Source organism: Bacillus sp. 9.4 (assembly GCF_055486415.1).
In genome coordinates, this window is the sequence record NZ_JBVFMU010000001.1 from 191,305 (window position 1) to 203,337 (window position 12,033).

The 12,033-nt window shown below is 33.6% G+C and carries 24 protein-coding genes; 1 reads left to right on the top strand and 23 read right to left on the bottom strand.

Features of this window, described 5'->3' with window-relative positions; translation table 11 throughout:
• Positions 1 to 154 precede the first annotated feature (154 nt).
• From ACZ07B_RS01220 to ACZ07B_RS01295, 16 genes are all read right to left on the bottom strand, one after another.
• Positions 155 to 334: a hypothetical protein gene (locus ACZ07B_RS01220; protein ID WP_242304318.1), complete on the bottom strand. Its 180-nt coding sequence runs from the start codon at positions 332 to 334 to the stop codon at positions 155 to 157.
• Positions 335 to 375: 41 nt separating this feature from the next.
• The gene (locus tag ACZ07B_RS01225; RefSeq protein WP_464876806.1) at positions 376 to 612 is read right to left on the bottom strand and encodes a hypothetical protein; all 237 of its coding nucleotides are present in this window, start codon (positions 610 to 612) and stop codon (positions 376 to 378) included.
• Between the two features lie 24 nt (positions 613 to 636).
• Positions 637 to 1,275, bottom strand: coding sequence for a hypothetical protein (locus ACZ07B_RS01230; RefSeq protein ID WP_268388450.1), 639 nt, complete (start codon positions 1,273 to 1,275; stop codon positions 637 to 639).
• A 39-nt stretch (positions 1,276 to 1,314) separates the two neighbouring features.
• Positions 1,315 to 1,452 (bottom strand): hypothetical protein, encoded by a 138-nt coding sequence (locus ACZ07B_RS01235; RefSeq protein ID WP_225516802.1) that lies wholly within the window; start codon positions 1,450 to 1,452, stop codon positions 1,315 to 1,317.
• Positions 1,442 to 1,648, bottom strand: coding sequence for a hypothetical protein (locus tag ACZ07B_RS01240; protein ID WP_217002416.1), 207 nt, complete (start codon positions 1,646 to 1,648; stop codon positions 1,442 to 1,444). Before ACZ07B_RS01240 ends, ACZ07B_RS01235 begins: the two co-directional genes overlap by 11 nt.
• Before the next feature lie 37 nt (positions 1,649 to 1,685).
• A complete protein-coding gene (locus ACZ07B_RS01245) occupies positions 1,686 to 2,363 on the bottom strand; it encodes a hypothetical protein (protein WP_464876807.1) in 678 nt (225 codons plus the stop codon).
• 339 nt (positions 2,364 to 2,702) lie between these two features.
• Positions 2,703 to 3,437, bottom strand: a complete 735-nt coding sequence (locus ACZ07B_RS01250) for a hypothetical protein (RefSeq protein ID WP_464876808.1) — start codon at positions 3,435 to 3,437, stop codon at positions 2,703 to 2,705.
• A 50-nt stretch (positions 3,438 to 3,487) separates the two neighbouring features.
• On the bottom strand, positions 3,488 to 3,895 hold the full coding sequence (locus ACZ07B_RS01255) for a hypothetical protein (protein WP_464876809.1): 408 nt from the start codon (positions 3,893 to 3,895) through the stop codon (positions 3,488 to 3,490).
• Positions 3,896 to 3,901: 6 nt separating this feature from the next.
• Positions 3,902 to 4,240 (bottom strand): hypothetical protein, encoded by a 339-nt coding sequence (locus ACZ07B_RS01260; RefSeq protein ID WP_017697051.1) that lies wholly within the window; start codon positions 4,238 to 4,240, stop codon positions 3,902 to 3,904.
• Positions 4,237 to 4,548, bottom strand: coding sequence for a hypothetical protein (locus ACZ07B_RS01265; protein ID WP_050496380.1), 312 nt, complete (start codon positions 4,546 to 4,548; stop codon positions 4,237 to 4,239). Before ACZ07B_RS01265 ends, ACZ07B_RS01260 begins: the two co-directional genes overlap by 4 nt.
• 32 nt (positions 4,549 to 4,580) lie before the next feature.
• Positions 4,581 to 4,964 carry a hypothetical protein gene (locus ACZ07B_RS01270; protein WP_142374233.1) on the bottom strand — a complete coding sequence of 128 codons (384 nt, stop codon included), beginning with the start codon at positions 4,962 to 4,964 and terminating at the stop codon, positions 4,581 to 4,583.
• Positions 4,961 to 5,350 carry a YopX family protein gene (locus tag ACZ07B_RS01275; RefSeq protein WP_464876810.1) on the bottom strand — a complete coding sequence of 130 codons (390 nt, stop codon included), beginning with the start codon at positions 5,348 to 5,350 and terminating at the stop codon, positions 4,961 to 4,963. Before ACZ07B_RS01275 ends, ACZ07B_RS01270 begins: the two co-directional genes overlap by 4 nt.
• Entirely contained in the window at positions 5,347 to 5,682 is a 336-nt protein-coding gene (locus ACZ07B_RS01280; protein WP_464876811.1) for a hypothetical protein, read from the bottom strand. The genes ACZ07B_RS01275 and ACZ07B_RS01280 overlap by 4 nt, the downstream gene beginning before the upstream one ends.
• A gap of 35 nt (positions 5,683 to 5,717) precedes the next feature.
• Positions 5,718 to 5,957: a hypothetical protein gene (locus tag ACZ07B_RS01285; RefSeq protein ID WP_464876812.1), complete on the bottom strand. Its 240-nt coding sequence runs from the start codon at positions 5,955 to 5,957 to the stop codon at positions 5,718 to 5,720.
• A gap of 117 nt (positions 5,958 to 6,074) precedes the next feature.
• Positions 6,075 to 6,314 (bottom strand): hypothetical protein, encoded by a 240-nt coding sequence (locus tag ACZ07B_RS01290; RefSeq protein ID WP_464876813.1) that lies wholly within the window; start codon positions 6,312 to 6,314, stop codon positions 6,075 to 6,077.
• 72 nt (positions 6,315 to 6,386) lie between these two features.
• Positions 6,387 to 6,686: a hypothetical protein gene (locus tag ACZ07B_RS01295; protein WP_464876814.1), complete on the bottom strand. Its 300-nt coding sequence runs from the start codon at positions 6,684 to 6,686 to the stop codon at positions 6,387 to 6,389.
• Between the two features lie 167 nt (positions 6,687 to 6,853).
• On the opposite strand from ACZ07B_RS01295, the gene ACZ07B_RS01300 reads away from it, so the two are divergent.
• Positions 6,854 to 7,075: a helix-turn-helix domain-containing protein gene (locus ACZ07B_RS01300; protein ID WP_041338568.1), complete on the top strand. Its 222-nt coding sequence runs from the start codon at positions 6,854 to 6,856 to the stop codon at positions 7,073 to 7,075.
• Between the two features lie 230 nt (positions 7,076 to 7,305).
• Here ACZ07B_RS01300 and ACZ07B_RS01305 read toward each other — a convergent pair whose 3' ends face one another.
• From ACZ07B_RS01305 to ACZ07B_RS01335, 7 genes are all read right to left on the bottom strand, one after another.
• Entirely contained in the window at positions 7,306 to 8,277 is a 972-nt protein-coding gene (locus tag ACZ07B_RS01305) for a phage lytic cycle repressor MrpR family protein (RefSeq protein ID WP_166851859.1), read from the bottom strand.
• An 18-nt stretch (positions 8,278 to 8,295) separates the two neighbouring features.
• Complete coding sequence (locus ACZ07B_RS01310; protein WP_166851857.1) at positions 8,296 to 9,642, bottom strand: DNA sulfur modification protein DndB; 1,347 nt, start codon at positions 9,640 to 9,642, stop codon at positions 8,296 to 8,298.
• Positions 9,643 to 9,726: 84 nt separating this feature from the next.
• On the bottom strand, positions 9,727 to 10,782 hold the full coding sequence (locus tag ACZ07B_RS01315) for a tyrosine-type recombinase/integrase (protein WP_464876815.1): 1,056 nt from the start codon (positions 10,780 to 10,782) through the stop codon (positions 9,727 to 9,729).
• Positions 10,783 to 10,996: 214 nt separating this feature from the next.
• The gene (locus tag ACZ07B_RS01320) at positions 10,997 to 11,242 is read right to left on the bottom strand and encodes a hypothetical protein (protein ID WP_166851851.1); all 246 of its coding nucleotides are present in this window, start codon (positions 11,240 to 11,242) and stop codon (positions 10,997 to 10,999) included.
• Between the two features lie 16 nt (positions 11,243 to 11,258).
• Complete coding sequence (locus ACZ07B_RS01325; RefSeq protein ID WP_041338583.1) at positions 11,259 to 11,465, bottom strand: hypothetical protein; 207 nt, start codon at positions 11,463 to 11,465, stop codon at positions 11,259 to 11,261.
• 150 nt (positions 11,466 to 11,615) lie between these two features.
• Positions 11,616 to 11,771 carry a hypothetical protein gene (locus tag ACZ07B_RS01330; protein WP_464876816.1) on the bottom strand — a complete coding sequence of 52 codons (156 nt, stop codon included), beginning with the start codon at positions 11,769 to 11,771 and terminating at the stop codon, positions 11,616 to 11,618.
• 124 nt (positions 11,772 to 11,895) lie between these two features.
• Positions 11,896 to 12,021, bottom strand: a complete 126-nt coding sequence (locus ACZ07B_RS01335; protein ID WP_268397226.1) for a lysogeny pheromone AimP family peptide — start codon at positions 12,019 to 12,021, stop codon at positions 11,896 to 11,898.
• Positions 12,022 to 12,033 lie beyond the last annotated feature (12 nt).

The window sequence follows — 12,033 nt, forward strand, 5'->3', positions numbered from 1 at the left end:
ATTCGTCTATATGTATTCCATCCGCAGCTGTCAAATATGCTTATGTCCGCTCCAAGGTGCCATTTAAACCAAACTAAGTTAAACCAGACGGTTTCAATTATGTATTTGATGTACCCTATCTCTTTTGCCCTCCGTTCTGTTTAAAATAATCCTTTTAGTGTGATTTATTTTCCAACGCTTTTAATTCTTCTTCATACAAAGGTAGAATAGCCTTTTCGGCTTCGCCCCTAGACACACCATGCTGCTCCATATATGTAACAATATCCATTCCAATGTTATTTCCTAGCTCGGTTTCCCAAACTATGTAATCAGCCATAGCAAGATTTCCATCCATTAAGTAGTTCATCCCCTTTCTATATAAAACAGTCTTTTTATTCAGTGTAAGAATGCTTGACAAACCCACTTGTCTACCCCATCATAAATTTCGACTTCGCAGTGTTGTCCATTTTCATATTTCCAAGTTCCTTGATATTCATCATTAAGTACATCGAATTCTTTATTTTCTTCATCAATCACTTGCGAATCCGTTAGCTCACAGATATAGTCTCCAAACTGGACTACGACTGCTTCCAAAGTTTTGTTTCTATCATATATCACTCGGATATCCTTCACTTCATAACAGCTCCTTTTTCAATTTTATTCATAAATATCTAACCTTCCCCAGCAAGATTCCCAATTAAACTTTATTCCTAGAATATCATTAATGTCATCATGAAACTTATTCATCATTCTAGTCGCAAAGTGTCTAGCATCTCGTTCGCTTTTCTGTGTAAAATAGCCAGGTTGACCTCCATCTACATAATTCGAATCTTTAATCCAAGTCATAAACTCATCTTGGTAAGCGTGTCTAAGTTCATGGTACAGCGTTTCGAGAATAAAGAGCTTTATAGTCTGCTTGTAGCAAGTTAAATCTTTTGGATAATTGAATGGATAAATGTGAATAATCCCAAACCCATTTAAACCAACCAGTTGTTTTCTAATGATGCTTCTTATGGTTTTTAAGCAACAAGGTGCTCCAAGGGGATTCAAAAAATTAAGCACTGCTTGAAGTTTATTTTGAAACACAAATATTCTAATCCCTAGGTTATGATAATCCTTATGTAGTAGCTGTATACAGTCCTCAATCTCTTTTGCACTTATTACAGATGATTTATTCTCTATCAAATTACTATTTAGGTTTTGCCCCGTTACCAATCGAAGGTGATCTTGATATAACCTTCCTATATCATCCTCTAGATACACCTTTACTGAGGCATTAGATTTTTCAGCAATCACCGATCGCCTCCTGTATTTCATTTAAAACTTCAATTTTATTTAGTTTTCTAATGCTGCAATAATCTCTTCTAATCGATCCCTGCTGATCCGGTAATATCTAGTGCCATCTGTTCCCCTTTGTGAAATGTTATTTTCAATCATTTCCTTTAAATCAACAACCAGTACTTTATTTTTCATTATTGAGGCCTCCTATCTGATTGTCAGAAAGCTCCTTAATTAACAACTGTCCGAGTTCATCACTAATATATCTCCAGTCAGCTCCTTCAGGCGTTCTAATACCAAGAGAAAAACCGCCACACAGTGTATCCTCAGCCAACCTTAAAACACCATCACTTGTTTTAAGTAGCTCATGTTTAACCATCCCTTTAATCATTTCTCCTCTTCCTTTCTCTTTAAAATTTTACTTTTATTTAATTTCCCTTATCTAATAATGTTGCAATAAGTACATTAATTTGGCCGCCGATAACAGTTGTAGACACACCCATGAATATCCCTTTTAATTTTTCTACACATTTTGTGATTATTTTTTCTTTAGGATGTTCATTTCTAAGTTCGTTTTCAATTTCATTAACTGAGTTTGTTATGAGTTCCCATTGTTCAAATGATAATTTTAAGTTCCATATTTCATTTCTGATTAATTTTATGAGCTCAACTATTAAATCATTGTCTCTATAACTGTTCTGAACGCCCGTTTGATTAATTGGAGCATTCATTTGATGTATGAAATTATTAAATGTATTTGTAATAAGTTTATTTTGATTTATATGTGTTCCAATATAAAACCCCAGATCTTCTTCAGAAATTTCCTTCCTATAAGTAAGCTTTTCATAAAAAAGATCTTCTGGATTCACACCCAATTCTTTACTTAACAACTTCGCTTCGTGTATTTCCATAGGCCTACATTTATTAGTTCGAGTTCCAAACATCCACAATAATAACTTTTTTTCAGGTATACCTGTGGCCAATGATAAGTGCTTAAGAGGAATATCTTTCTCTTTTCTTACTTCCCCGAATCTACTAACAAGTACTCTGTCAATTAATCTATACTGCATATACATCTCCTTATTTTCCAGAGGAATTCTATCCAAACCGCTTTCTCCAAGGGACGTTACCCTCAATACTGTGATCAAGCATTTCTTCGCAACTATTACACAGAGTTGATTTAGTTATCGTCATATGGAATGACTCCCACTTACCACAACAATGACACGTCTTTTCAAAGGCTGCTGACTCCTTTTGTCTTACCCTTTCAGATCCGTTTCCTGTTAATAATAAGCCGTTACTATAAAGGTCGCTCTGTCTTACTTCTGCTTCTATGCTCCATGGGTATATTCGCTTCTTTAAGTACCTTTGCAATAATGACTTTCTTCGGCTATTTCCAATCTTCATGAACTCTCTATTTTCAGTAAGATCAACTGTTCTTTTCATCACTTCGTCCTTTTAAACAGTTTTTCAAACCAATTTTTCTTTTTGTTAACCCCTGCAAATCCGGGATTATTCATCCTAAACCCATTTGCTATCTTGTCCATGCTATTTAACTGCTTCTTCAATTGCTCAATATCTTGGGGTGTATTGATGGTCATTGCAATATTTGATTCTTTTACTTCCTGTACTTCGGAAATCATCTTATCTAAAGTGAGATCACAATACTCATCTTCCCAGTCGCCTATGAAATAAAAACGTTCAATCAAAGTACCGCTCGACTCATCTTGAAAAGTGCCGAATAAAATTGGATCCTTATCTCTCCGCTCTTTTTCGATCTGCCTTTCAACCTTCCCCGTATAATCTGTAAACACCACATAAAACCGATCCAATTTGTCTTTCACTTTGTTGTATTTAATGATTACCTCATCAGGGATTTCACGTTCGTAATTTTCAAGCTCAATAATTTTGACTGTATCTTTTGCAATGTTATCTATGTATTCTTCAATGTCATCCCGATAAACAAACGTATCAATACCAAGCTTTACAATCTCCCGTTCTTTTTCAATTGATTCTAAATGGAATATCAGTTTCTTTGCAGCTTTAATTTGATTGGTTTGCTTATACTTATTGAGTAACACCAAGCAATTGTCGTAATATCTTTGAAGTTCTTTGTCTGTAACCTTATTTTTCTTTGATTTAATCATTTCAAAATATTGATTTGGTTGTAACGCTTCCATCGGTTCATCTCCTTTACTTCATCTAATTCACTTTAAAATGCATCTTTTAATCAGTTCTTTGTAGCATAGCTTTCAAAGAATTCTTCAACTGATCTTAGGTAACGGTATTTATTTGGATCTTCCGGATTTCTGAAACTTTTCGATAGCACCAATGACCAATTAAACATCAACGGGGAAAACCTCGCCCATTTGCTAAAGCTTAACTGAAGACCTTTCCATTCTCTTCCTGCTAATTCTGCTAATTCCAGAATTTGATCTTCTTTTAAATTCACTTCTTCTTCAAACATCACTTGAATTTCTTCGTATGGCTTATGCCCAAAACAACAATGACGTGTTTTCAATCCAATCTTGAAATTTAAAATATCAATTAAATTAATCATTTGTGTATCAAGTTCATCATATGGGATACCATTTCGGATGAATTTTTCTCTTTGGTTTGTTTTCACATTAACCTCCAATAACAGTTACACCTCCTGACCATTCCACGCTTCAAATTTCTCTATTGCAGCCTTTTGTTTATTTTCGTGATTAATTTTCTCCTTTATGGAGTTTTCATAGATAATGACTTCATTGATTGCCATCTGTATGTAATCGTAATCCCACTTTTCTTCGAAATAACTCGGAGCGAAGTCTCCTTCTCTTGTAAGGCACTTGAATTTTTCTTTCCTGAAAAAACCGCGTACCTTTTTATATAAAGATACTTTGACAAAACCTTTTGAGTGTCTATCGTTATAAATGCTAACGGCATACTCATTCCCTTCAACTGATGTCACGGGATATTTGTGCAAATGAAATTCCTTCATTCCGCGTCCTCCTCATAAAGTCGTTTGAATCTTTGTACTGCTTTTCCTTGCGAATATAAAAATTCAGGTTTATATGAGATTAAAACCGGTCGTTTGTCTATTGTCAGAACAGTGTTGTCGTCCTTATCTATGGCTAATTCAGCCCGTCCAATTGCTTCTTCCAGTGGTACGTTACAGTGTTCAAATGCCTTTTTAATCTCTGCGTCGAAAACCTGTTTCTGGTCATCAAACGCTTTCCAAATATCATTATCCCAATTTTCAATGGGTGAAGAGTTAACCGGAAATTCCTTACCCTCTGGCGTAATCATTCGGAACTTCAATTCGTTACTTTCTTCAGGATTCACTTCACACCCTCCTCAGTCCAAAACAATCTCTCATTCGTTATTTTTTCCACTTTATAATTTATGAGGTTGTTATTATTTGCGTATTCCTCCGCGTATTCCAATGCAGTTTTATCATCATTGGCGCCGAAACTGAAATGCTTCCAACCGAACTCAACTTCGTACCAAAACTTATATTCAATACGCCTTATTTCAGTATTCTCTTTGGCTTCTAAATACTTCTCAACAAAATGAATCAAAAACATCCTTTCGATAATATCTGCCTGAATTTCGTCTGGCATTCTGTATCCCGGTTCTTCACAAAATTTATCCCATTCCTTTGCTAATTCTTTTTGCTTCTCTTTTATCGATGCGAACATTTCTTTATCCTTTGCATTCATCACTCCGCGCCCTCCAATAACTCAGGATTTTGATAAACGTCTCCACCGATGTCGCATTCATTCCAATCTATACAATCATCAATATGGTAATCACAATCGGCAGGATATTTAAGACCGAATTTACCACTTGCTCGAGCAACGATCATGGGTTCACTGTCTGTCATATCAATATCTTTTTCATAAATCATTTTTTCGTTCTTATCCTTCAACCCTGTCCCCCACATGAGAGCCGCATTTTTTTGAGTACTAGCCGCAATACGGATAGGATAAAGAGCTCCTACGACATTGCGATATAACCCCCATTCTCCACCTGAGATAATAAGACTCAGCTCACCATCATCCCAATAATGCATCTTCTCGCCGTCCCAAACTCTGTATGCTGTGTTCATTCAACTGGATCCTCCTCATCCGTATTTATGATTGCTCCAATTAGCTTAGTTAAATGAATCACTTGATCTTTATTTACAGCTGTGATTGCACCATACGGATGCTCTATGAAACTTACTTCATTATTTTCATCGGTGTATAAAGTACAATTACATGTAGTACACACATAATTTTCGTTAATCGTTTGGCCTTCTAAATTAATTAAAGACCCTTCATCATGATCCAGCACTTCAATTTTCTTACCTTCTTCATAATCACTGATTTCAAGTTTTAACTCACCGAAAAACACTAATGGTTTAAGATAGAGCTTCAATTCATCTAATGATAATTCCAAGTGATATCCCCCTCCAATTTGAATCTCGATAAAACTTACATTTTATTTTGATTCTTAATTGTTTTATTCTTTTTCTCTTCATATGTAAAAACAATATCCTTTAAAATAAACTGTATTTCTTCGAGGTTGTCCTTAACAAAGTCCAAATCACCAATAGTCTTCCTTATTTCTTCCTTATTCAAGTTATGTAAAGCTCTGTTGCATGAAGCAAAAACCTTTAAAAACTTTTTCATGACCATGTTTTTTATTTCTTTATTCTGCGGATCATTAATCAAATAAAAGCGACATCTCCTTTCTTTAGTATCTTTATGCTTTGAATTATACAGTTCATGGGATCATTTGTAAATAGTAATTTTATTTTTATTCTTTATTTGTTTAAAAATAAGCTTTACTTACATAGTAAAGCCACTGTTTAATACTGTTTTAGCATCGTCCAATTTCCACAGAGTTTCATTAATTTTATCTCTAAGATCCAATAAAGCAGCCCTGTCAATCCTCAACGTTAACTTATTGCCTTTATTCTGAAAGTCAATTTCTATGTAATATTCTCCACTTGATATGTTATCAGATCCAACGTTAAAGATAATTAATGCTAAGTTATCTCTCATGTCAATTTCAATGTCCAGTTTCATTTTTAAACTCCAGTCTGACTATAAAGCCATCAATTTTTTATCTCTCATGATGACTGACAAGATGTGTGAATTTCACTTTGCTGTAAACAATTCTGAGTTCTTGTATTCTTCGAGTGCTTCATCAAACATTTCATCGATCTCTTCAACATAAGAAGCGCTTATTTCGGCATCTTCAGTTGAATTTATATCAACATCAAATAAATGATTGTAATTTGATTTCCCTCTCTCTAAAAATCCAATTTTCCCGCTTTTATTTCTCAGTTTTTTTGTTAATACAGCAATAACTAATTTCATAGCTTGTTCTTCATTCTCTGCTTTGATTCGTCCATGATAAGAAATACTAAAATCCCCTTGTACAATGAACTCCTTCATTAATTTCCCTCTCTCTGGTAGTAATTGACCAAACATACGTTCTCTTTTGATTAAATTAATTATACCCTTTTGCCTATTAGTCTGCAATTCTTTTTTGATCATTTAAAAATCAGGTAAGAATTGATATAGTAAGATAAGGAGCATACATAAAATCAGGAGGTTGTCCGATGCTAGAAGTGGAATTCGGACAATGTTTGATTCCAGATCTCCTTCAAAAAAGAGGGCTTTCATTGGGTCAACTTTCGCGTATCACCGGTATCAGTACCCAAAGGTTAAGTGATTACGCTAATGGCGTTAGACCTTCTATGAACATTCGAACAGCCAAACTTATAGCTGTAGCGCTAAATTGTACCCTCGAAGACCTCTATGAATGGAAAATCAAACATTGAAAATCGCTAGGAATTTCGCCCTAGCGAACCTCCCTGTACCCTTTTTAGGGTATAGTCTGATTTTACCACAAATTACCCCTGTTGTCTTTGTCTACTTTTGTCGAATTCTGAAAATACGAACAAAATCCTACCATCTAATATTTAAATGTCACGATTTAGCTCATATTTATGTTAGTTATTTTATTTTTACTCTTTTTGTTATGTAAGATTAATCCCTATCAAGGGATTAATTAATCAGCAATCTTTTCTGATTGAATGCAATACTTTTCTATGTTCTCCATGTTGACAACTTTTCTTAATGATTGTGAAGCGAACTTTGCATTCTCATTCAAAAATCCATATTGAGCAGTTATTTTTTTATAATCTGGTACAGTTAGTTCTTTCTTTTCCTTATATATCTTATATGCCATATTCAACTTTCCCGAATTAGCTAAGTTCTTCGGAGTAAAATAAGGCTCTTCCAGTATCTTCTGAAACGTTTTAAAAGACCTGTGTACCAAGAACTTATCCGCTTGCATACTTTGATCTGGACTTTTATATTTCAATCTAAAAATGTGTTCATTTCGTACTAAATTAGCAAACCTCAGTTTACCTGATGCTGATCCATTATTTAAATGGTAAGTGTTTTGCTCATATGCTAACCTAAGCAGCTCATGACATTTTTCGCTGACTTCAATTATTCGTTCGCCATGTTTATCATCTTGAAGTCTTACCTTATTGTCATTAAGTAAATCATTTATTGTTAAGTTAATTAACTCAGAATGCTGATATCCGTCTATGCCCTCATATACAGCTTGAACCATTGCTTTATCCTGGTTATTGAATAAATAGCTAACGTATTCCTCTACTTCCTTATTCGTAAACAATGTCTTTTTGTTCTTATCTATAAACTGTTTTAAATCCTCGTCCTTTATTTCGTATACTTTATTGATGTTACTATTTGCTAGGCCATGTTCCATTGCCCATGTAGTGTATTGACCAATAACAGCACGTGCACCCCTTAATGATTCAAGTGACTTGCTATCTAAGTCAAAAAATAAAGTGCGTAGTTCCTCTAGAGAAAAATTAAATATGTCTTTTTCCAAAATCCTTTCTGTAAAAGAAAAATCTCTGAGTTTTAATCGGTAAAGCTCTTTTGTTGCTTCACTTTCATATCTTTCTAAGAACTTTTCTTTAATTTCAGCATTGTATAGTTCACTCATATCTATTTCTCCTTTAGCCTAACGAACATCAATTTCATCATAGAAAACTTTTTTCAGTTTTTTCTTCATTGCAGCATTTAATTGTTCTTCATAATTTCTGCTGCTTAACTCCTTGAATGTCTTACCTTTATCAAAATCAACCTGCTGTAGTATCGTTGCTAGTTTAGCTAGTGGTGTGCCATTCTCTTGCATTTTTTTGGCCAAATAAATGTATCCATAAAATACAGCATTATAGTTAATGTATGATCTGTTTCTTGACTCGCTAAGATCATCTTCAAGGAAATCATCTGGAAAAGCATAAAAAAGCTCAGCAAAGAAGTCCCTTAAATACTTGGACAATTGAATAGCGTCTCTCCGTGAATTGATTTCAAAAGCATCGTCAATTGCTTCAGAAAGTGTATAATAAGTAACCAAGAATGGACTACTCATCCCAATTTCACTTTGTACACTAATTTTATCTTTGAGTTCACTATTATATTTAAGTTGCTCAACAATAGTGGAAGAATAGCGTTTTTGACCAAGTTCTTCAATCCTTGATTTCTCAACAGGATTTATAGTATTCATTTGGGCAAAATGACGTTTTGCTTTTTCTTCAGTATAATTTAAGATATTTAAAATAAAGGTTTGATCTAATTCAGGAGCTTCAGTAATAGCTTTAACAACTCCAGATATTCTATGGTAACCATCTAGAACATCAACTAATGTACCCTTAGTAACAGTTAAGCTTAGGTCGCTTGGATTGTACTCAATTTCTTCATCCTCATCTGATGTGCCAAACCGTGCATTAAATGTAAACATAGACACGATTAAGTCGCCCTTTTTAAAAAGTTCTTTAATCTCTTCAACTGATTTAGGATTAGTCTTTGGCACAGGTATTAAACTTCCCTTAATGAATCTGCCTTCCCGTTGAGTATTATAGTTGTATTGTAGTATTGAGCTATTATATAGCTCACTTAATTCTTTCGCAGTAATTGAAGTCACATAGTTATCTTCATTTATTTTTATTACGTTTTTAAATGTATAAGGAAGTGTTAGAACCTCTTCACCGGCAAAAATTCTTCCGCCCTCTAACTCCTTAGCCAGCCTTGGTGGAAAATAACTCAAAGGGTCTAAAGCAGCTACACCAGTAAGTTTGTGTAGTTCTTTAGAGAAAATATAAACTTCCTTTTCATTTAAGCGTTGAATATTATTATCATTGTTATTCAAAATTTCTTGTACATAACCAGGCAGCGTTTTATACTGCGCTCCCATGATTGCTTTTAATTCCCTTACTTTTCTGGAATCATGTTTAATATCAGATGCAACTTCTTCTATTTTATTTTTAAGCTTTAAAAGCTTATCTGTTGTCAACAGATCCTGAACCACAGTATCACCTCACACATAATCATATTAAATTTATCATTACATTAACATACAAGTAAAGCATTTATATGATTATTTATATCACTTTTATTTTAATTCTAAAAATTTTTTGAGCTTTTTACGAGTGGAAACGTCACAATCTAAAAAGAACTGCCTAAACTGGTCTAATGTAACAGAATCCAGGAAATCAATATCTATATCTTGATCAATTAAAACACCAGGATCTTGAGAATAATCTCTTTCCTTATTTAGATAATGGTCATTTAGCACATTGATGTTTTTATGTCCTGAAAATGCTGCCACCTTTTTAATGTCTCCGCTTACATTGTAAGAAAAATTAGTGGCTGTATTTCGTAAACTGTGTGGCCTAAGATTTCTTTCCTGTGGAATATTTAGCACTTTACAAACTCTGTGCCACATATCATTAATTGAGTCTACAGTTAATTTATGAAAGATCAGCTCATGGTCACCATACTCATTCTTAAGTGTTAACAACTCCTCATAAAAGGAGTTAGAAATACCTACTGGTCTCGCTTTCTTCTGTTTTGTCTTCTTGAAATTGACCAAGTAACAATCGTGCTTTGATGAATATGTTATGTCTTCCCATTTTACTCGTAAGACTTCTGACTTTCTTGCGCCTGTGCGTACACTGAATAAAATAAAGAGCTTTTTCATTAACCTATTTTGTCTCTCATGGATAAATGCAGCTTCCGCAAACTCTTCAGCTTCAGGAATCCCCTCAAATGAACCAGCTGGATTCTTCTCTGTCGGCAATGGTCTAAAATTAAAAACGCTTGAGTCACAGTCGTGTTCTGACTCCAAGAATTTAATTAAACTTTTCAGTGCTGCAATTTTATTATTAATCGTTGCATTTGTATTGTTTTTATTTTTAGCCAAATAAGTCCTATAATCCAGTAAATCATTCTTTTTAATTATTACATCTTCTTCAGTTAAATATTCAATACCCTTACCAACTTGATAATTAAAGAATTTTCTAATATGTCTTTCATAGGTGGTTCTAGTATTAGACTTTTCAATGTACAGTGATTTGTCGTCCCTATTTCTCAAATCTAATTCATCAAACCATCTATTTATGTCATTAAAAATGGAGTAATCCCTTACAGATGGTGTTTGCTTTTTCATTTCCAAGGTTTCCACCTCATTTAATTTTATCCATTAAATAATTATCTAAATCATACCACAAATTTAACCAGTCAGTGTCTTGATTAGAGCTTCTTAGCAGCATAATATTTGCATTGCAGATTTCTATTTGCTTCATTAAGTCATAAACTTCTAGCAACTTAATCAAAATAGATATATTCAATAAAGCACCTACTTTAAGTATAAAATTAGTTTCTCAATGAACAGCTGAATATTGTTTTGTCGCCTGAATTTTGTCGCTTACATTTATAACAGGTTTGCCAGTCAGTTCCTCAAAAAATTCATTTTCAAACCCTATCCATTCATCATTATGAATTTCTTCCTGCAAGTAATTAAGATATGCTTCTGATATTCCTGGTTGCTCTAAGAATTTCAAAACAATCATATGCTTTTTCCAGACTTTCTTTTTATTTTCCTCGGTATAATATTTATTGTTAGTCATTTTATTTTTATTCTCCTTATATGCATTTAATTGTGTTATTTTGATCCTTAATAAGCATATGCTCTTTATGATTTCTTCTCATTGTAGTAACATTATTAGGTGTAAACACATCTGGATCTTCCATATGAAGATTAACACGAGTAAAGCTCTTAAGTTGTTTTATGTATTGATACTGTCTTAATGAAGTAACCTTATACTCTTCGTTTTTATTTGATTCTTCCATAGTCCCATCTCCCAACAACGTTATCTTATGTATCTTCATTATATCCGTTGCCAACAGATTATGCAATAATTAATTTTATTTTTATTCTAGACAAATAAACACATGTGCTCGATGTGTTTAAAATGTCTATTTTATTTAGTTTCATTCTGTTTAGGAAGCCATAGTTTTATGTCGTGATCTAGCCATTTCCGCTTCATTCTCAAGGTGATTATCCTCTTGTGCTATTGTTGAATTGATTGCAGCCATTTCTTCATAGCCTTTTGCCATTTCTTCATAAGAAAATGTTTGTAATAATTGTTTTTTCATTCTAATTCCCCCATGTTCTCATTTTTCAGTTTTAGAATTCCTGGAACTTTCCCTTAAAATTAGAAAAGACGCCTGATCCAATGGATCAAACGTCTAAGACAGTATTATGTATTATATTTGTTTTTTACGCCCCACGACTAGCAGAGGCTACTGTAACATCTCCACTTGCAGTTTCAACAGATTGTTGACCACTTACGAAACCAACAGCTAATGCAATTAAAATAACAAGACCGAAGTAAATTTTCTTCATTTTCTCACCTCC

Bases quoted from the DNA above. Each gene is read 5' to 3' on its own strand.
- ACZ07B_RS01220 (WP_242304318.1), bottom strand. From the start codon at position 334: ATGGATGGAAATCTTGCTATGGCTGATTACATAGTTTGGGAAACCGAG.
- ACZ07B_RS01315 (WP_464876815.1), bottom strand. From the start codon at position 10,782: ATGAAAAAGCAAACACCATCTGTAAGGGATTACTCCATTTTTAATGAC.
- ACZ07B_RS01300 (WP_041338568.1), top strand. From the start codon at position 6,854: ATGCTAGAAGTGGAATTCGGACAATGTTTGATTCCAGATCTCCTTCAA.
- ACZ07B_RS01250 (WP_464876808.1), bottom strand. From the start codon at position 3,437: ATGGAAGCGTTACAACCAAATCAATATTTTGAAATGATTAAATCAAAG.
- ACZ07B_RS01260 (WP_017697051.1), bottom strand. From the start codon at position 4,240: ATGAAGGAATTTCATTTGCACAAATATCCCGTGACATCAGTTGAAGGG.
- ACZ07B_RS01305 (WP_166851859.1), bottom strand. From the start codon at position 8,277: ATGAGTGAACTATACAATGCTGAAATTAAAGAAAAGTTCTTAGAAAGA.
- ACZ07B_RS01290 (WP_464876813.1), bottom strand. From the start codon at position 6,314: ATGAAACTGGACATTGAAATTGACATGAGAGATAACTTAGCATTAATT.
- ACZ07B_RS01265 (WP_050496380.1), bottom strand. From the start codon at position 4,548: ATGATTACGCCAGAGGGTAAGGAATTTCCGGTTAACTCTTCACCCATT.
- ACZ07B_RS01330 (WP_464876816.1), bottom strand. From the start codon at position 11,771: ATGAAAAAACAATTATTACAAACATTTTCTTATGAAGAAATGGCAAAA.
- ACZ07B_RS01235 (WP_225516802.1), bottom strand. From the start codon at position 1,452: ATGAAAAATAAAGTACTGGTTGTTGATTTAAAGGAAATGATTGAAAAT.
- ACZ07B_RS01335 (WP_268397226.1), bottom strand. From the start codon at position 12,021: ATGAAGAAAATTTACTTCGGTCTTGTTATTTTAATTGCATTAGCTGTT.
- ACZ07B_RS01275 (WP_464876810.1), bottom strand. From the start codon at position 5,350: ATGAACACAGCATACAGAGTTTGGGACGGCGAGAAGATGCATTATTGG.
- ACZ07B_RS01320 (WP_166851851.1), bottom strand. From the start codon at position 11,242: ATGACTAACAATAAATATTATACCGAGGAAAATAAAAAGAAAGTCTGG.
- ACZ07B_RS01240 (WP_217002416.1), bottom strand. From the start codon at position 1,648: ATGATTAAAGGGATGGTTAAACATGAGCTACTTAAAACAAGTGATGGT.
- ACZ07B_RS01325 (WP_041338583.1), bottom strand. From the start codon at position 11,465: ATGGAAGAATCAAATAAAAACGAAGAGTATAAGGTTACTTCATTAAGA.
- ACZ07B_RS01295 (WP_464876814.1), bottom strand. From the start codon at position 6,686: ATGAAGGAGTTCATTGTACAAGGGGATTTTAGTATTTCTTATCATGGA.